Here is a 15,904-nt window from a genome sequence, read left to right on the forward strand (position 1 = left end):
GGCCGTGAGCCTAGCCGTCCGTGTGATCCCCTGTTTGGACGTCGACGGCGGTCGCGTCGTCAAGGGAGTGAACTTCGTCGACCTGCGCGACGCGGGCGATCCGGTCGAGATGGCGCGCGTCTACGACGCCCAGGGCGCCGACGAGCTCACCTTCCTCGACATCACCGCCTCCAGCGGCGACCGCTCCACCACCTACGACATCGTCGGCCAGACCGCCGAGCAGGTGTTCATCCCGCTCACGGTCGGCGGGGGAGTGCGTGCGGTCGAGGACGTCGACCGGCTGCTGCGCGCCGGTGCAGACAAGGTCGGCATCAACACCGCGGCGATCGCCCGGCCCGAGGTCATCGGCGAGATCGCCCACCGCTTCGGGAATCAGGTGCTCGTCCTGAGCGTTGACGCTCGACGTGCAGACGATCAGCCCAGCGGGTTCGAGGTGACCACCCACGGCGGCCGCCGCTCGGCCGGCATCGACGCGATCGAGTGGGTGCGCCGCGGCAGTGAGCTCGGCGCGGGCGAGATCCTGCTCAACTCGATGGACGCCGACGGCACGCAGGCGGGCTTCGACCTCGAGATGATCCGCGCCGCCCGCGGCGCGACCGACGTCCCCCTCATCGCCAGCGGAGGCGCCGGGCGACTCGAGCACTTCGCCCCCGCGGTCGACGCGGGCGCCGACGCCGTCCTGGCCGCCAGTGTCTTCCACTTCGGAACGCTGACGATCCCCGCGGTGAAGGAGACGCTGCGAGCCGCCGGACACGTGGTCCGGTGAGCGCCCCGGCGCTCGACACCCTCAGCGGCGGTGGCACCGACCGGCTGACCCGGCGTGGCTTCGGGGTCATGGGTCGCGGCATCGCCCGCCAGAAGGTGATGTTCACGTGGGCAGCGCTCGCCTCCCTGCTCTTCGGCGTGATGACCGTGGCCGACGCCTGGGTGCTCGGCTGGGCCACCGATCACGTCATCGCCCCCTCGGTCGCCGCCGGCGCCGTCACGTGGTCCACCCTGTGGGCCGGTGTGGGTCTGTTCGTGCTGGCCGCGGTGCTGCGCACCGTGGGCGTCGTCGGCCGCCGCCTGCTGGGCGGCGTGGTGTTCTTCCGGCTCGTGCGCGACGACCGCCTGCGCGTCACGCGCCGCTACCTCCAGCTGCCGCTTCGCTGGCACCACCGCCACCCCGCGGGCCAGCTGCTCAGCAACGCCAACGCCGACGTCGAGGCCACGTGGTCGGTCTTCATGCCACTGCCGATGGCGCTCGGCACGATCGCCATGCTGGTGGCCGCGATCGCCACCATGGTGCTGGCCGACCCCGTGCTCACCGTCGTCGGGCTCGTGGTCATCCCGCTGCTCTTCGTCGCCAACGCCGTCTACCAGCGGTGGCAGGGGCCGCGGATCGCGCTCGCCCAGAGCCTGCGCGGCGACGTCTCCACCGTCGCCCACGAGTCGTTCGACGGCGCCCTCGTCGTGAAGTCGCTGGGCCGCGAGGCCGACGAGACGGCCCGCTTCCGGGCCGCCAGCGAGCGGCTGCGCGACGCCGCCATCGCGATCGGCCGGATCCGCGCGATCTTCGACCCCGTCATCGAGGCCCTGCCCAACCTCGCCGTCCTGGCCGTGCTGCTGCTGGGCGCGTGGCGCGTGCAGAGTGGCGGCGCCGACGCGGGCGACGTGGTCCAGGTGGCCTACCTGTTCACCGTGATCGGCATGCAGATCCGCTCGTTCGGCTGGGTGCTGGGCGAGTTGCCGCGCGCCGTCATCGGCTGGGACCGGGTCTCGCGCGTCATCGACGAGGACGACGCCATGGACTACGGCGACGCCCGGGTCCCGGGCGCCGGGCCCGTCGACCTCACGGTCACGGACCTCGACTACAGCCACCCCGACGAGCCCGACACGGCCGTGCTGAACGACATCGCGTTCACCGTGCCCGCCGGCACCGTCACGGCGGTCGTGGGTGCCACCGGCAGCGGCAAGAGCACCCTGACCTCGCTCGTCACCCGCCTCGTCGATCCCGACGACGGCGCGGTGCTGATCGGCGGCACCGACGCGCGCCGGCTGTCGCAGCAGGCGCTCACCCGCGCGGTGGCGCTCGTGCCCCAGTCCACGTTCCTGTTCGACGACACGGTCCGCGCCAACGTGGTGCTCGACCTCGACGTGCCCGACGAGCGGGTCTGGGAGGTGCTGCGCATCGTGCAGGCCGACCGGTTCGTCTCGGCGCTGCCGGACGGACTCGACACCGAGCTGGGGGAGCGCGGCACCTCGCTGTCGGGTGGCCAGCGCCAGCGTCTCGCGCTGGCCCGGGCGCTTGTGCGCGACCCGCGCGTGCTGGTGATGGACGACGCCACCAGCGCCCTCGACCCCGAGGTCGAGCAGCGCATCCTGCGAGCCCTCGCCGATCGCGACGGCTCGCCCACCACCGTCGTCGTCGCGTACCGCAAGGCCACGATCGCGCTGGCGGACGAAGTGGTCTTCCTCGCGGGCGGACGTGTCGCCGATCGCGGCACCGACGCGCAGCTGCGCGAGCGCTCGGCCGCCTACCGCAACCTCGTCGACGCGTACGACCAGGCCCGTGAGGAGGTCGACCATGAGTGAGGCCGCACCCCGCGAGGGCGGCATCTCCGTCCTCGTCCGCGGCATGCGCCGCAACCCCGAGATCACCGAGGGCATCTGGCTGACGCTGGTGCTCGCGCTGCTCAGCACTGCCGGGGGCTCGCTCGTGCCCATCGTGGTGCGCGCGGCGCTCGACGACGGCTTTGCCTCCGGTGACGTCGACACGGCCCTGATCGCCCGCTACGTGGGCATCGCCGCCCTGCTCATGATCGTGATCGCCATCTGCGGCTACTGGTCGAAGGTGCGGATCTTCACCGCGAGCGAGCGGGGGTTGGCGAACCTGCGCGTCGCGGCGTTCCGTCACGTCCACGACCTGTCGATGCTGACGCAGAACACGCAGCGCCGGGGGTCGCTCGTCTCCCGGGTCACCTCCGACGTCGACCAGATCAGCCAGTTCCTGCAGTTCACCGGGATCATGATGATCGTCAGCATCGGCCAGATGCTCGTCGCGACGGTGGTCATGGCGTTCCTGTCGTGGCAGCTCACGCTGGTCGTGCTGATCAGCTTCGTGCCGCTCGCGGTGAGCCTGCGCTGGCTGGCCGGCGCGATGTCGCGGGCCTACGACCGCGTGCGCGCCAGCGTCGGCGAGATGCTCGCCGTCATCGCCGAGCCCGTCGTGGGTGCGGCCGTCGTCCGGTCCTACGGCATCGAGGACCGCACCCAGCACCGCGTCGACGTCGCCGTGAGCGCGAACTACCGCAACAACATCCGCGCCCAGACGATCACCGCCGGCGCGTTCTCGGCCGCGATCCTGGTGGGCGGCATCGCCAACGCCGCGGTGCTGGCCGTGGGCGTCTGGCTGGGCGTGCTCGGAGAGCTCTCCGTCGGCACGATCGTCGCCTTCGTGTTCCTGGTCGGGCTCTTCACCGGCCCGGCGCAGATGGCCACCCAGGTGATCTCCGAGGCGCAGAACGCGATCTCGTCGTGGCGCCGCGTCCTCGACCTGCTCGACACCCCGGCCGACGTGGTCGACCCGGGCCCGGGCGGTCAGCGCCTTCCCGAGGGCGACCTCGAGGCGCAGTTCGAGCACGTGTCGTTCGCCTACCCCGAGGGCCCCACGGTTCTGGCCGACGTCGACGTCACGATCGAGGCTCGCCAGCGGGTCGCCGTCGTGGGCGAGACCGGCTCGGGCAAGACCACGTTCGCGAAGCTGCTCACGCGCCTGATGGACCCCGCCGCCGGCCGCGTCGTGCTCGGCGGCGTCGACATCGCACAGGTCCCGTTCGACGACCTGCGCCGCCACGTGCTGATGGTGCCGCAGGAGGGCTTCCTGTTCGACGCGACGCTGGGCGAGAACCTGCGCTACGGATCGCGCACCGCCACGGACGCCGACCTCGTCGACGCCGTCGAGCGGCTCGGCCTCGCCGACTGGTTCGCCGCCCTGCCGCGCGGACTCGACACCCGGGTGGGCCAGCGTGGCGAGTCGCTGTCGGCGGGGGAGCGGCAGCTGGTCGCGCTCGTCCGCTCGGCGCTGGCCGACCCGGCGTTCCTCGTCCTGGACGAGGCCACGAGTGCCGTCGACCCCCAGACCGAGCTGCGCGCGACCCGGGCGCTCGACCGGCTGCTGCAGGGCCGCACCAGCGTGACGATCGCCCACCGGCTGTCCACCGCGGAGAACGCCGACCGCGTGCTCGTCTTCGACCAGGGCCGTCTCGTCGAGGACGGTCACCACCGCGACCTCGTCAAGGCCGAGGGCGTCTACGCGCGCCTGCACGCGTCCTGGGTGGCGCAGGCGACCCTCGCCTGATGCGGAGCGCGGGGCCGCGCCTGAGACACTGGGGCACGTGAGCTCCCTGGATGCGGCGATCGCCGCCCGCTTGAAGCGCGACGACGCCGGCCTGGTCACGGCGGTGGTGCAGGACGCGACGTCGCGCGCCGTGCTGATGGTCGGCTGGATGGACGACGAGGCACTGCACCGCACCCTCACCACGGGCCGCTCCACGTTCTGGAGCCGCAGCCGCGGGGAGTACTGGGTCAAGGGCGAGACGTCGGGCCACACCCAGCACGTGCGCGAGGTCCGGCTCGACTGCGACGGCGACACGCTGCTCGTCGTCGTCGACCAGGTCGGCGCCGCGTGCCACACGGGCAGCACCACGTGCTTCGACCAGGACCTGCTGACGTGAACCGCAACCTCCTCGGACCCGCCGTCCTCGTGCTGCTGGCGCTCGGCGCGGGCACGCTGCTGGCGGTCCGCGCCACTTGGTCCGAGGCCACCGCTCGCGCGGCGGGGATCCCCGAGACCGATCTCACGGTGTCCGGAGCCGATGTCGTGCCGGGTGCGGCCGGGCTCGCCATCCTGGTGATGGCCGCCGCCCTCGGCGTGCTCGCCGGCGGGCCTCGGCTGCGTCGCGTGATCGGCGTCCTCGTCGCGGTGGCGGGCGTGGTCGGCGTCGCGATCTCGAGCCGCACGGGCGACGCGCTGCAGACGGCGCAGCAGCGCGCGATCGACGAGGCGGCCGTCGCCGGTGCCTCGCTGGACTGGAGCTCCACCGCCGCTCCGTCGTTCGCGATCGCCGGCTTCATCCTCATCGTCGTGGCGGGTGCCGCCGTCGCATGGCTCGGTCCGCGCTGGGCCACGATGGGTCGCAAGTACGCGGCGCCGGCCGCCCGCGAGCCCGACGCGAGCGACCTGTGGAAGGCGATGGACGACGGCGTCGATCCCACCGCCTGAGCACCGAGTAGGCTGTCGTCCGAACCACCCCGAGCACCACTAGGAGCACCACCCATGTCGCACGGATCGTCGCCGGCCGCCTGGACCGCCGTCCTCGTCAGCCTCGCCGGCTTCCTGATCGGCGGGATCGCCCTGATCCCCGAGCCGAACTGGGTGCTCTTCACGATCGGCGTCGTGCTGGCGGTGGGTGCTCTCCCGCTCGGCAAGGTCATGTCCGTCGCCGGGTACGGCACCAGCCGGGTGAAGGATCACTGACCGATCAGGTCATCCCGACGACCGCCTCGCGCGGTCGTCTGCTGCGCGCCCCGCTGATCGCCGGCGGCGCCGGCCTCGCGGTGTTCGCCCTGCTGCACTTCCGTGACCCGCACGTCGAGGGCGCCTACGGCTTCTGCCCGTTCCTCTTCCTGACCGGCGAGCCCTGTCCCGGCTGCGGGGGGCTGCGCGCCGTGAACCTGCTGACGCGCGGCGACGTCGCGGCCGCCGTCTCGAGCAACCTCCTGGCTGTCGCCCTGGTCTCCGTGGGCGTGGTGGCGTGGCTGGTGTGGCTCGGCCGACGGGCACGCGGGTTGCCCGCGCGCTACCTCACCTGGTCGGCCCGCACCGTGACGGCGATGGGCGTGCTGGCCGCCGTCTTCGGCATCGCGCGGCTGACGCCGTGGGGCACTTGGCTGGCCCCCTGAGGAGAAGAGACAGCGTGACGGACATGGGAACCCCGGCGGGCGCGGGTGCGTCCATGGCCGGCCCGCAGTCTCCGCGGCGCCCTTCGCGGCGGGTGCACCGTGCGTGGCTCGTCGCGGGCGTGACCTTCCTGGTGCTCCTCGCGTCGGCCGCGTTCCGGTCCAGCCTCGGCGTGATGCTGGTGCCGATCGAGGAGGACCTCGGCTGGAGCCGCACCGAGACGTCGATCGCCGTCTCCCTCAACCTCATCGTCTACGGGGTCGCGGCGCCGTTCGCCGCCGCCCTGCTCGAGCGGATCGGTGTGCGCCGCACCGCCGTCGCCGCCCTCCTGCTGATCGTCCTGGGCTGCCTGGCCTCCACGGCGATGACCGCGCCGTGGCAGCTGTCGGTGCTGTGGGGCCTGGTGATCGGCGTCGCCACCGGCTCGGTCGCGCTCGTGTTCGGCGCGATCGTCGTCAACCGCTGGTTCGTCGCCCGGCGCGGCCTCGTGCTGGGCATCCTGGGCGCGGCCTGGGCCACCGGGCAGCTCGTCTTCCTGCCGCTGCTGGCCGCGATCGTCGACGAGTTCGGCTGGCGCGCCGCCTCGCTGGCGATCGCGGCCTGCTGCGCGGCCTTGGTGCCGGTCGTCGCGGTGGTGCTGCGCGATCGCCCCTCGGACGTGGGTCTCGAGCCGTACGGCGGGATCGACGACGAGGCGGCCGCCGTCGTGCCGCAGACCGCGGCCGCCGCCGTCGTCCACGCGGTCACGGTGCTGCGCGAGGTGCTCCGGACGCGCTCGTTCCTGCTGCTCGCGGGCACGTTCTTCGTCTGCGGCTGGACCACCAACGGGATCATCAGCAGCCACTTCGTGCCCGCCGCCCACGACCACGGGATGGCGGCCACGACCGCTGCCGGGCTGCTGGCCGTGGTGGGCATCTTCGACATCGTCGGCACGATCGGCTCGGGGTGGCTGACCGACCGCTACGACCCGCGCCTGCTGCTGTCGGTCTACTACGCGCTGCGTGGCCTCGCGCTGCTGGCCGTGCCGGCGCTGCTCGGCCCGACGGTCGAGCCGCCGATGCTCCTGGTCGTGGCGCTGTTCGGTCTGGACTGGGTCGCCACGGTCCCGCCGACGGTGGTGCTGTGCCGCACCGCGTTCGGGGCCGAGCGGGGCGGCATCGTCTTCGGCTGGGTGTTCGCGGCCCACATGATCGGTGCCGGCGTCGCGGCGGCGGCCAGTGGCGCCCTGCGCGCCGCCTCGGGGGACTACACGTCGGCGTGGCTGCTGGCGGGGGCGCTCGCCGTGGCGGCGGCGGTGGGCAGCCTGCTGCTGCCGCGCCCGGTCACGCCAGCGCGAATTCCAGCGCCACGCTGACGACGGTCGCGATGAGCGACAGCACGCCGATCACGATCGCGGCCACCCCCAGCCAGTAGGCGGCGGTCGCCATCGAGGTGTCGGCGTACGGGCCGTTCCACTGCTCGGCGCGGGTGCGCTCGTTCCTGGCCAGGATCATGGCCGCGATGCCACCGGCGATCGAGAACACGCCACAGCAGCAGGCCAGGAAGATGCTGACGATGGCGATGACCAGCGACCACACGGCCTGGTTGCCGTCCGGAGCAGCGGGGTAGCCCTGGCCGTAGGGAGGCTGGCCGGGCGGCGCGGGGTAGCTCGTCACCCGCCGAGCATAGGACGGCGCGGCCGGGCTGCTCGCCCGGCCGCGCCGTGTCTCACAGCATCAGGCCGCCACCGGCTGGTTGCGGAACTTCTTGTAGGCGTACGCCGTGGCGATCGTCACCACGGGGTAGGCCACGAGCAGGCCGACGCCGCACAGGCACGCACCGATCAGCACGATCACGAAGCTCAGCAGCGCCAGCAGCAGGGCCTGGCCGAGGTTGGCCGACACCAGCTTCACGCTCGACGTGATGGCATCGACCGGGGACTGGTTCTCATCCACCACGAACAGCAGGGCGAAGTAGGACAGGAACGCGAAGATGACGCCCGGCAGGACGCACAGCACGAGGCCGATCGTGATGCCGATCGACACCAGCAGCGACGTCAGGATGACCGGTCCGATCGGCACCCGCGAGAACGTGTCGGCGAGGGAGAACGGCCGGCCCTCGGTCTCGTCGAGCGCGCCGCGGTAGATGAACGCGGAGATCACGTACGTCGCGAGCGTCGAGAGCAGGTTCACGACGATGCTGGCGAAGCTGAAACCGGCGAACGGGTTGGTCTCGGTCGCGTCGATGTCCGGCTGCACCAGGAAGCTGAAGACGCCGAAGATCACCGAGACGGCGAAGATCGCCAGTCCGGCGATGATCCACTGGCCCGCGTTCGAGGAGAACTTGCGCCAGCCGTAGCCGATCGCGTCGGTCGGGCTGAAGGGCTCGATGAAGCCCGAGCCGCCCGGGGGCGGAGGCGGGTAGCCACCGCCGTAGCCGGACCCCCCGGGCGGAGGCGGGTAGCCGCCGCCGGAGGCGTCACCGGGCGGGGGAGGCGGGTAGGCGGGGCCGCCGTAGGACGGCGGCGGGGGCGGGACAGGACCACCCGGGGTCTCCGGGTCGGGTCCGGTGGGCGGCTCGTTGGTCGACATGAGGCGAGCATAGGGAGGATGCGCCGCTCCGTACACCGTGCGGAACATCGATCCTGCCAGTGATGCTGTCTCGAAACGGAGGGTGCGTGCCGCTTGGTGACGGTGCGGGGATACGCTGGAGGTCAGTTCGGAGCCGAGTCCCGACAGGGGAAGGGAGAGTGCGATGACCGTGCTCGACGACATCCTCGCGGGGGTGGCCGAGGACCTGGCCGAGCGTCAGAGCCGGGTCTCCCTGGACGACCTCAAGCGTCAGGCCGACAAGCAGCCGCCGGCCCTGGATCCCATGCCGGCGTTCCGCGCCGAGGGCGTCTCGGTGATCGCCGAGGTGAAGCGGTCCAGTCCCAGCCTGGGTGCACTCGCCGACATCAAGAACCCGGCCCAGCTCGCCGCCGACTACGCGGCCGGCGGCGCCGCCGCGATCAGCGTGCTGACCGAGCAGCGTCGCTTCAACGGCACCCTCGACGACCTGCGCGCCGTGCGTGGCCAGGTCGACGTGCCGGTGCTCCGCAAGGACTTCATCACCACGTCGTACCAGCTCTGGGAGGCGCGCGCCGCCGGCGCCGACATGGCCCTGCTCATCGTGGCCGCTCTCGACCAGAACGCGCTGGAGTCGCTCATCGACCGTGCCCGGTCGATCGGCCTGACCCCGCTGATCGAGGTCCACGACGAGGCCGAGGTGCGCCGCGCCCTCGCGGCCGACGCCGACCTCATCGGCGTGAACGCCCGCAACCTCAAGACCCTCGAGGTCGACCGCGGCACCTTCGAGCGCCTCGCCCCCCGGATCCCCGACTCGGTGGTGAAGGTCGCCGAGTCCGGCGTCCGAGGACCGCACGACGTGATCGAGTACGCGCGCTTCGGCGCCAACGTCGTGCTCGTCGGTGAGACCCTCGTGCGGGGCGACGACCCTCGCGCCACCGTGGCGGACCTGGTCGCGGCCGGCTCCCACCCGGCCCTGCAGCACCGATGGCAGCCGAGCTGAGACCACCAGCTCCCCGCCGACCCCTCACCCAGGACGACCATGACTGACATCTCCGGCCGATCGCCGTCGCGATCGGCGCTTCCCGACGGTCCGGGCCACTTCGGCCGCTTCGGCGGCCGGTTCATGCCCGAGGCCCTGATCGCCCCGCTCGACGAGATCACCCGCGAGTGGGAGGCCGCCCAGGCCGATCCCGCGTTCCGCGCCGAGCTCGACCGCATGCTGCGCGAGTACGCCAACGTGCCCAGCCCGCTGTACGAGGCGCACCGGTTCTCCCGGGCCGTCGGTGCGCGCATCCTGCTCAAGCGCGAGGACCTCAACCACACCGGCGCCCACAAGATCCGCAACGTGATCGGGCAGGCGCTGCTGGCCAAGCGCATCGGCAAGCCGCGCTGCATCGCCGAGACGGGGGCCGGTCAGCACGGTGTCGCCTCCGCCACGGCGTGCGCCTACCTCGACCTGGACTGCACCGTCTACATGGGCCAGGTCGACACCGAGCGCCAGGCGCTCAACGTCGCCCGCATGCAGATGCTGGGCGCCGAGGTCATCCCGGTCACCACGGGCAGCGCCACCCTCAAGGACGCGATCAACGAGGCGCTGCGCGACTGGGTCACCACGGTCGACACGACGCACTACCTCTTCGGCACCGCCGCGGGCCCGCACCCGTTCCCGACGATGGTGCGTGAGCTGACGCGAGGCATCGGCGACGAGGCCCGCGCCCAGGTCCTCGAGCTCACCGGGAAGCTGCCCGACGCGGCCGTGGCCTGCGTGGGCGGCGGATCGAACGCGATCGGCCTCTTCACGGCGTTCGTGCCCGACGAGAGCGTGCGGCTCATCGGCATCGAGGCGGGCGGCGACGGCTTCGAGACCGGTCGCCACGCCGCCACGATCACCGCCGGCGAGGTCGGCGTGCTCCACGGCGCGCGCTCGTTCCTGCTGCAGGACGAGGACGGCCAGACGATCGAGTCACACTCGATCAGCGCCGGCCTCGACTACCCGGGCGTGGGCCCCGAGCACGCGCACCTGGCCGACATCGGACGGGCCCAGTACCGGCCTGCCACCGATGCTCAGGCGATGTCCGCGTTCGACCTGCTGTGCAAGACCGAGGGGATCATCCCGGCGATCGAGTCGGCGCACGCGCTGGCCGGCGCGGTCGAGCTCGCCAAGGAGATGGGTCCCGACGCCACGATCCTGGTCAACCTCTCGGGCCGCGGCGACAAGGACGTGCACACCGCCGCGAAGTACTTCGGCCTGCTGGACGAGAACGACCGGGCGGAGACGGACCGATGACGGTGATCGACGAACTGTTCGAGCGCACGCGCGCCGAGAACCGCGCGGCCCTCGTGGGCTACCTGCCCGCCGGGTTCCCCACGGTGGACGGCTCCATCGCCGCCATCGGCGCCATGATCGAGGCCGGGGTCGACCTGGTCGAGGTGGGCCTGCCCTACAGCGATCCCGTGATGGACGGGCCCACGATCCAGGCCGCCGCTGAGGCCGCCCTCGTCAACGGCACCCGGGTCGACGACGTCTTCCGCGTCGTGCAGGCCTCGGCCGCCGGCGCGCCCACCGTCGTGATGACCTACTGGAACCCGGTGGAGCGCCGCGGAGTCGACCGGTTCGCCGCCGACCTCGCCGCCGCCGGGGGAGCGGGGCTCATCACGCCCGACCTCATTCCCGACGAGGCCGTCGACTGGGAGCGCGCCTCCCGCGAGCAGGGTCTGGACCGCATCTACCTCGTGTCGCCGTCGTCGTCCGACGAGCGGCTGGCGATGACGGCCGAGGCCGCCAGCGGCTTCATCTACGCCACCGCGGTCATGGGCGTCACCGGACAGCGTGAGCAGACCAGCAGTCTCGCGCCCGAGCTCGTCGGCCGCCTGCGCAAGGTCACCGACAAGCCCGTCGGCGTGGGGCTCGGCGTCAGCAACGGTGCCCAGGCCCACGAGATCGCCGAGTTCTCCGACGCGGTGATCGTGGGATCGGCGCTCGTGCGCTGCCTGCTCGACCAGCCGGACGAGGCCTCCGGGCTCGCCGCCATCCGCGACCTCGTGACCGACCTGCGCACCGGCGTGGAACGGGACTGACATGACCATCGCCACCTTCATCCCCTCGCCGGAACAGGCCGTCTGGCACCTCGGGCCGCTGCCCCTGCGGGCCTACGCGCTGTGCATCATCGCCGGCGTCTTCGCCGCGATCTGGATCGCCGACCGCCGGTTCGTCGCGGCCGGCGGCCGCCCCGGCGCGATCGGCGACGTCGCGATCTGGGCCGTGCCGTTCGGCATCATCGGCGGACGGATCTACCACGTCCTCACCGACCCCCAGCTCTACTTCGGCGACGGTCGGGACCCGATCGACGCGCTGAAGATCTGGGAGGGCGGCCTCGGCATCTGGGGCGCCATCGCGTTCGGCGGCCTGGGCGCGTGGATCGCCTGCCGCCGGTACGACATCGACTTCCTGAAGATGGCCGACGCCCTGGCGCCGGGCCTCCTCGTCGCGCAGGCGATCGGGCGGCTCGGCAACTACTTCAACCAGGAGCTCTTCGGGCGTCCCACCACGCTGCCGTGGGGCTTGGAGATCTCCGAGCAGCACCGTCCCGACGGCTACGAGCAGTTCGCCACGTTCCACCCCACGTTCCTCTACGAGGCGCTGTGGAACCTCGCGGCCGCGGCGCTGCTGGTGTGGCTGGGCAAGCGCTTCGCGCTGACGCACGGACGGGTGTTCGCGCTCTACGTCATGCTCTACACGCTCGGGCGCGGCTGGATCGAGGCGCTGCGGATCGACACGGTGAACCACATCGGCCCGTTCCGGCTGAACATCTGGACCTCGATCGTGGTGTTCTGCCTGGCCCTGGCCTACTTCGTGTGGGCCGGCCGCCGGTATCGCGAGACCCCTGAGCGTGACGTTTCCGGGGCCGACACGCCGTAGAGGACCCCGGGAACGTCACTGCCAGCGCTTCCTCAGGCCTTCGGGTCCTCGTCAATCCTGTCCGCGGCCTCCTTGAGCCTGGCGGCGGCATCGTCGATCTTCTCGGTGAACTTGCCGTCGGTGGCCTTGTCGGCGAGGTCCGCGACCTTGTCGATCGCGGCGTCGATGTCCTCGTCGTGCCGCGCCGCCTCCTCCTTGGCCCGGTCGACCAGCTGCTCGGCGTCCTTGCCCTTGAACCTGTCCAGGAAGCCCATGGGTGCCCCTCTCGTCGATGGAGGACCGCTCGGCGGTCCCGCACGTCACGGTACTTCGGGTCGGCCGCGCGCGCCTGAAAGACTGGCCCCATGAGACCGAGCCGTCCCGTCGTCGCCGTCGTGGGTCCGACCGCCTCGGGCAAGACGCGGCTCTCGGTCGGCCTGGCTCGCGCCGTGGGCGGTGAGATCGTCAACGCCGACTCCGTGCAGCTGTACCGCGGCATGGACGTGGGCAGCGCGAAGGCCACCGAGGCGGAGCGCGCCGGGGTCCCGCACCACCTGCTCGACGTCCTCGACCCCTCCGAGGAGGCGAGCGTCGCGGCGTTCCAGCGGGCGGCGCGCGCCGCCATCGAGCAGATCCGTGATCGTGACGCGGTGCCGATCCTCGTCGGCGGCTCGTCGCTGTACGTGCGCGCCGCGATCGATCCGCTGGACTTCCCGGGCACCGACCCGCGGGTGCGCGCGCGGTGGGCCGAGCGCCTCGACGACGTCGGTCCCGAGGCGCTGCACGCCGAGCTCGCCCGGCGCGACCCGCGGGCCGCCGCGGCCATCCTGCCCACCAACGGGCGCCGGATCGTCCGTGCCCTCGAGGTGGGCGAGCTGACGGGCGAGCCGTTCGCGGCCACGATGCCCGAACCGGTGTCGATCTACCCGGAGGTCGTGATGATCGGGCTCGACGTGCCGCGGGACGTGCTCGACGCGCGCATCGACGCCCGCGTCGACGCGATGTGGGCCGACGGCATCGTCGAGGAGATCAGGGGACTGCCCGGCCTCGCGGCCTCGCCCACGGCCTCGCGGGCGCTCGGTTACCAGCAGGTGCTCGCGATGCTGGCCGGTGAGCTGACCGAGGACGAGGCGCGCGCCGAGACGAAGTCCGGCACCCGGCGGTTCGCGCGGCGTCAGGACCGGATGATGCGCAAGGACCCGCGCATCCACTGGCTGCCGTTCGACGATCCCGACCTGCTCGGGCGCGCGGTGGCACTCGTCGATCACCCGTAGGCTGGGGACATGGAATTCACGTGGTTCAAGGGGCATGGCACCGAGAACGACTTCGTGCTGCTGCCCGACCACGACGGCACCCTCCACGGTGACCTCGACCCGGCGTTCGTGGCCGCCCTGTGCGACCGGCGCCGCGGCATCGGCGCCGACGGTGTCATGCGCGTCGTGCGCTGCACCGCGCTGGGCCACAACTCGCCCGCCGAGTGGTTCATGGACTACCGCAACGCCGACGGCTCGCTGAGCCAGATGTGCGGCAACGGCATCCGCGTGTTCGCGCGCCACCTGCTCGAGCAGGGTCTCGTCGAGGGGCCGGAGTTCCCGATCGACACGCGCGACGGGCTGAAGTTCCTCTCCGTCGTCGGCGACGAGATCGCTGTCGACATGGGGGCCTTCACCACCGGCACGCACTCCAAGGTCTCGGCCGCCGGCCAGACCTGGGAGGCGCTCGAGGTGCACACCGGCAACCCGCACGCCGTCGCGTTCGTCGACCGCGTGCAGGACGCCGGCACCCTGCTGGAGCAGCCCGCGTTCTCCGAGTCGGTCTACCCCGAGGGCGTCAACATCGAGTTCGTCGAGCGACGCGGCACCCACCACGTGGGGATGCGCGTCCACGAGCGCGGGTCGGGCGAGACCCGCTCCTGCGGCACCGGGGCGTGCGCCGCGGCGATCGCCACCGCGCATGCCGACGGAGCACACGATCCCACCGAGTACCGGGTCGACGTGCCCGGCGGAACCCTGCACGTGACCGTCGAGCCGGAGCGCACCGTCCTGCGGGGACCGGCCCGGATCGTGGCCGGCGGAACGATGGAGTGGCGCGGATGAGCGACGAGACCCGTCCCGACCTCCAGCAGGGGGAGATGGACCTGCAGGACCGTTCGTCGCTGCGCCGTGTCGCCGGACTGTCCACCGAGCTCGAGGACATCAGCGAGGTCGAGTACCGCCAGCTGCGGCTCGAGCGCGTGGTGCTCGTCGGCGTGTGGACCGAAGGCACCGTCGAGGACGCCGAGAACTCCCTGACCGAGCTCAAGGCGCTGGCCGAGACGGCCGGCTCCGAGGTGCTCGACGCGCTCATCCAGCGCCGCCAGAAGCCCGACCCCGCCACCTACATCGGCAGCGGCAAGGTCGAGGAGCTGCGCGAGGCCGTGCGCGCGACGGGTGCCGACACCGTGATCTGCGACGGCGAGCTGGCGCCGAGCCAGCTGCGCAACCTGGAGGACCGCGTCAAGGTCAAGGTCGTCGACCGCGTGGCGCTGATCCTGGACATCTTCGCCCAGCACGCCAAGAGCGCCGAGGGCAAGGCCCAGGTCGAGCTGGCGCAGCTGCAGTACCAGACCCAGCGCCTGCGCGGCTGGGGCGGCAACCTGTCCCGGCAGGCCGGCGGCCAGGCCGCGGGCGGCGAGGGCATCGGCGGCCGTGGTCCCGGTGAGACGAAGCTCGAGACCGACCGCCGCCGCATCCAGGCCAAGATGGCGAAGCTGCGCCGCGAGCTCAAGGAGCTGCGCGGCACCCGCGAGACCAAGAAGGCCGAGCGCCGCCGCAACAAGATCCCGTCGGTCGCGATCGCCGGGTACACCAACGCCGGCAAGTCGAGCCTGCTCAACCGGCTGACCGGTGCGGGCGTGCTGGTCGAGGACGCGCTGTTCGCCACCCTCGATCCCACCACGCGTCGCGCCGAGACATCGGACGGACGCGTCTACACGCTCTCGGACACCGTCGGCTTCGTCCGGCACCTGCCGCACCAGCTAGTGGAGGCGTTCCGCTCCACCCTCGAGGAGGTGGCCGACGCCGACCTCGTCCTGCACGTCGTCGACGGGTCGCACCCCGACCCCGAGGGCCAGATCGCCGCGGTCCGTGAGGTGTTCGCGCAGATCGAGGCCGTCCGGGTCCCGGAGGTCATCGTCATCAACAAGGCCGACCAGGCGGACCCGTTGGTGCTCAAGGCGCTGCTGGCCCGCGAGCCGCACGCGGTCGTCGTGAGCGCCCGCACGGGTGAGGGCATCGACGAGCTGCTGAACGCGATCGAGGCCGACCTGCCGGTGCCCGAGGTGCTGGTCGACGCGGTGGTGCCGTACTCGCGCGGCGACCTCGTGAACCAGCTGCACCTGCACGCCGAGATCGAGCAGCTCGAGCACGTCGCCGACGGCACGCACGTCGTCGCGCGCGTCCACCCCGAGCTCGCCGCCGAGCTCGAGCAGTTCGCCCGGGCCCACTGAACCGGTCCCTGTGGATCGGTGAGTCCGCG

Annotated in this window: 18 protein-coding genes; 15 read left to right on the top strand and 3 right to left on the bottom strand. The window is 72.2% G+C overall.

What is annotated here, in order from left to right; translation table 11 throughout:
* Positions 1 to 4: 4 nt before the first annotated feature.
* The 8 genes from hisF (at position 5) to B2363_RS02650 (ending at position 7,295) form a co-directional block, all read left to right on the top strand.
* Positions 5 to 766, top strand: a complete 762-nt coding sequence (gene hisF, locus B2363_RS02615) for an imidazole glycerol phosphate synthase subunit HisF (protein WP_286928231.1) — start codon at positions 5 to 7, stop codon at positions 764 to 766.
* Complete coding sequence (locus tag B2363_RS02620; protein ID WP_286928232.1) at positions 763 to 2,574, top strand: ABC transporter ATP-binding protein; 1,812 nt, start codon at positions 763 to 765, stop codon at positions 2,572 to 2,574. Before hisF ends, B2363_RS02620 begins: the two co-directional genes overlap by 4 nt.
* The gene (locus B2363_RS02625) at positions 2,567 to 4,339 is read left to right on the top strand and encodes an ABC transporter ATP-binding protein (protein WP_286928234.1); all 1,773 of its coding nucleotides are present in this window, start codon (positions 2,567 to 2,569) and stop codon (positions 4,337 to 4,339) included. The genes B2363_RS02620 and B2363_RS02625 overlap by 8 nt, the downstream gene beginning before the upstream one ends.
* 37 nt (positions 4,340 to 4,376) lie before the next feature.
* Positions 4,377 to 4,715 carry a phosphoribosyl-AMP cyclohydrolase gene (gene hisI, locus B2363_RS02630; RefSeq protein WP_286928235.1) on the top strand — a complete coding sequence of 113 codons (339 nt, stop codon included), beginning with the start codon at positions 4,377 to 4,379 and terminating at the stop codon, positions 4,713 to 4,715.
* Positions 4,712 to 5,263: a Trp biosynthesis-associated membrane protein gene (locus B2363_RS02635; protein WP_286928237.1), complete on the top strand. Its 552-nt coding sequence runs from the start codon at positions 4,712 to 4,714 to the stop codon at positions 5,261 to 5,263. The genes hisI and B2363_RS02635 overlap by 4 nt, the downstream gene beginning before the upstream one ends.
* 54 nt (positions 5,264 to 5,317) lie before the next feature.
* Positions 5,318 to 5,518 carry an HGxxPAAW family protein gene (locus B2363_RS02640; RefSeq protein WP_078700763.1) on the top strand — a complete coding sequence of 67 codons (201 nt, stop codon included), beginning with the start codon at positions 5,318 to 5,320 and terminating at the stop codon, positions 5,516 to 5,518.
* A gap of 80 nt (positions 5,519 to 5,598) precedes the next feature.
* Entirely contained in the window at positions 5,599 to 5,943 is a 345-nt protein-coding gene (locus tag B2363_RS02645) for a DUF2752 domain-containing protein (RefSeq protein ID WP_286928239.1), read from the top strand.
* Between the two features lie 23 nt (positions 5,944 to 5,966).
* The gene (locus tag B2363_RS02650; protein ID WP_286928241.1) at positions 5,967 to 7,295 is read left to right on the top strand and encodes an MFS transporter; all 1,329 of its coding nucleotides are present in this window, start codon (positions 5,967 to 5,969) and stop codon (positions 7,293 to 7,295) included.
* Here the strand turns inward: B2363_RS02650 and B2363_RS02655 are convergent.
* Both B2363_RS02655 and B2363_RS02660 read right to left on the bottom strand, forming a co-directional pair.
* Positions 7,264 to 7,596, bottom strand: a complete 333-nt coding sequence (locus B2363_RS02655; protein WP_286928242.1) for a hypothetical protein — start codon at positions 7,594 to 7,596, stop codon at positions 7,264 to 7,266. The two genes, B2363_RS02650 and B2363_RS02655, sit on opposite strands and share 32 nt — an antisense overlap.
* Positions 7,597 to 7,656: 60 nt before the next feature.
* Positions 7,657 to 8,511: a hypothetical protein gene (locus tag B2363_RS02660; protein ID WP_286928244.1), complete on the bottom strand. Its 855-nt coding sequence runs from the start codon at positions 8,509 to 8,511 to the stop codon at positions 7,657 to 7,659.
* A 163-nt stretch (positions 8,512 to 8,674) separates the two neighbouring features.
* Between B2363_RS02660 and trpC the strand changes: the two genes are divergently transcribed.
* From trpC to lgt, 4 genes are read left to right on the top strand one after another with little or no spacing between them, the layout of a single operon-like run.
* A complete protein-coding gene (gene trpC / locus B2363_RS02665) occupies positions 8,675 to 9,490 on the top strand; it encodes an indole-3-glycerol phosphate synthase TrpC (protein WP_286928245.1) in 816 nt (271 codons plus the stop codon).
* Positions 9,491 to 9,529: 39 nt separating this feature from the next.
* Entirely contained in the window at positions 9,530 to 10,777 is a 1,248-nt protein-coding gene (gene trpB / locus B2363_RS02670; RefSeq protein WP_286928247.1) for a tryptophan synthase subunit beta, read from the top strand.
* Complete coding sequence (gene trpA / locus B2363_RS02675) at positions 10,774 to 11,568, top strand: tryptophan synthase subunit alpha (RefSeq protein ID WP_286928249.1); 795 nt, start codon at positions 10,774 to 10,776, stop codon at positions 11,566 to 11,568. Before trpB ends, trpA begins: the two co-directional genes overlap by 4 nt.
* A 1-nt stretch (position 11,569) precedes the next feature.
* A complete protein-coding gene (gene lgt, locus B2363_RS02680; RefSeq protein ID WP_286928250.1) occupies positions 11,570 to 12,409 on the top strand; it encodes a prolipoprotein diacylglyceryl transferase in 840 nt (279 codons plus the stop codon).
* Between the two features lie 32 nt (positions 12,410 to 12,441).
* On the opposite strand, the gene B2363_RS02685 is transcribed toward lgt, so the two are convergent.
* Positions 12,442 to 12,663, bottom strand: a complete 222-nt coding sequence (locus B2363_RS02685; RefSeq protein ID WP_286928252.1) for an antitoxin — start codon at positions 12,661 to 12,663, stop codon at positions 12,442 to 12,444.
* Between the two features lie 90 nt (positions 12,664 to 12,753).
* On the opposite strand from B2363_RS02685, the gene miaA reads away from it, so the two are divergent.
* From miaA to hflX, 3 genes are read left to right on the top strand one after another with little or no spacing between them, the layout of a single operon-like run.
* Positions 12,754 to 13,662 carry a tRNA (adenosine(37)-N6)-dimethylallyltransferase MiaA gene (miaA, locus tag B2363_RS02690; RefSeq protein WP_286928253.1) on the top strand — a complete coding sequence of 303 codons (909 nt, stop codon included), beginning with the start codon at positions 12,754 to 12,756 and terminating at the stop codon, positions 13,660 to 13,662.
* Positions 13,663 to 13,671: 9 nt separating this feature from the next.
* Positions 13,672 to 14,484 carry a diaminopimelate epimerase gene (gene dapF / locus B2363_RS02695; protein WP_286928255.1) on the top strand — a complete coding sequence of 271 codons (813 nt, stop codon included), beginning with the start codon at positions 13,672 to 13,674 and terminating at the stop codon, positions 14,482 to 14,484.
* Positions 14,481 to 15,875, top strand: a complete 1,395-nt coding sequence (gene hflX, locus B2363_RS02700) for a GTPase HflX (protein WP_286928256.1) — start codon at positions 14,481 to 14,483, stop codon at positions 15,873 to 15,875. Before dapF ends, hflX begins: the two co-directional genes overlap by 4 nt.
* Positions 15,876 to 15,904: the final 29 nt, after the last annotated feature.

Origin of the sequence: Aeromicrobium sp. UBA7512, assembly GCF_002476985.1 — a bacterium.
In the GTDB taxonomy this organism is placed as follows: Bacteria; Actinomycetota; Actinomycetes; order Propionibacteriales; family Nocardioidaceae; genus Aeromicrobium; species Aeromicrobium phoceense.

Excerpts from the sequence above, each read along its gene's own strand:
- B2363_RS02625 (WP_286928234.1), top strand. The coding sequence starts at position 2,567 with ATGAGTGAGGCCGCACCCCGCGAGGGCGGCATCTCCGTCCTCGTCCGC.
- B2363_RS02640 (WP_078700763.1), top strand. The coding sequence starts at position 5,318 with ATGTCGCACGGATCGTCGCCGGCCGCCTGGACCGCCGTCCTCGTCAGC.
- B2363_RS02650 (WP_286928241.1), top strand. The coding sequence starts at position 5,967 with ATGGGAACCCCGGCGGGCGCGGGTGCGTCCATGGCCGGCCCGCAGTCT.
- B2363_RS02660 (WP_286928244.1), bottom strand. The coding sequence starts at position 8,511 with ATGTCGACCAACGAGCCGCCCACCGGACCCGACCCGGAGACCCCGGGT.
- trpC (WP_286928245.1), top strand. The coding sequence starts at position 8,675 with ATGACCGTGCTCGACGACATCCTCGCGGGGGTGGCCGAGGACCTGGCC.
- trpB (WP_286928247.1), top strand. The coding sequence starts at position 9,530 with ATGACTGACATCTCCGGCCGATCGCCGTCGCGATCGGCGCTTCCCGAC.
- trpA (WP_286928249.1), top strand. The coding sequence starts at position 10,774 with ATGACGGTGATCGACGAACTGTTCGAGCGCACGCGCGCCGAGAACCGC.
- lgt (WP_286928250.1), top strand. The coding sequence starts at position 11,570 with ATGACCATCGCCACCTTCATCCCCTCGCCGGAACAGGCCGTCTGGCAC.
- B2363_RS02685 (WP_286928252.1), bottom strand. The coding sequence starts at position 12,663 with ATGGGCTTCCTGGACAGGTTCAAGGGCAAGGACGCCGAGCAGCTGGTC.
- miaA (WP_286928253.1), top strand. The coding sequence starts at position 12,754 with ATGAGACCGAGCCGTCCCGTCGTCGCCGTCGTGGGTCCGACCGCCTCG.
- dapF (WP_286928255.1), top strand. The coding sequence starts at position 13,672 with ATGGAATTCACGTGGTTCAAGGGGCATGGCACCGAGAACGACTTCGTG.
- hflX (WP_286928256.1), top strand. The coding sequence starts at position 14,481 with ATGAGCGACGAGACCCGTCCCGACCTCCAGCAGGGGGAGATGGACCTG.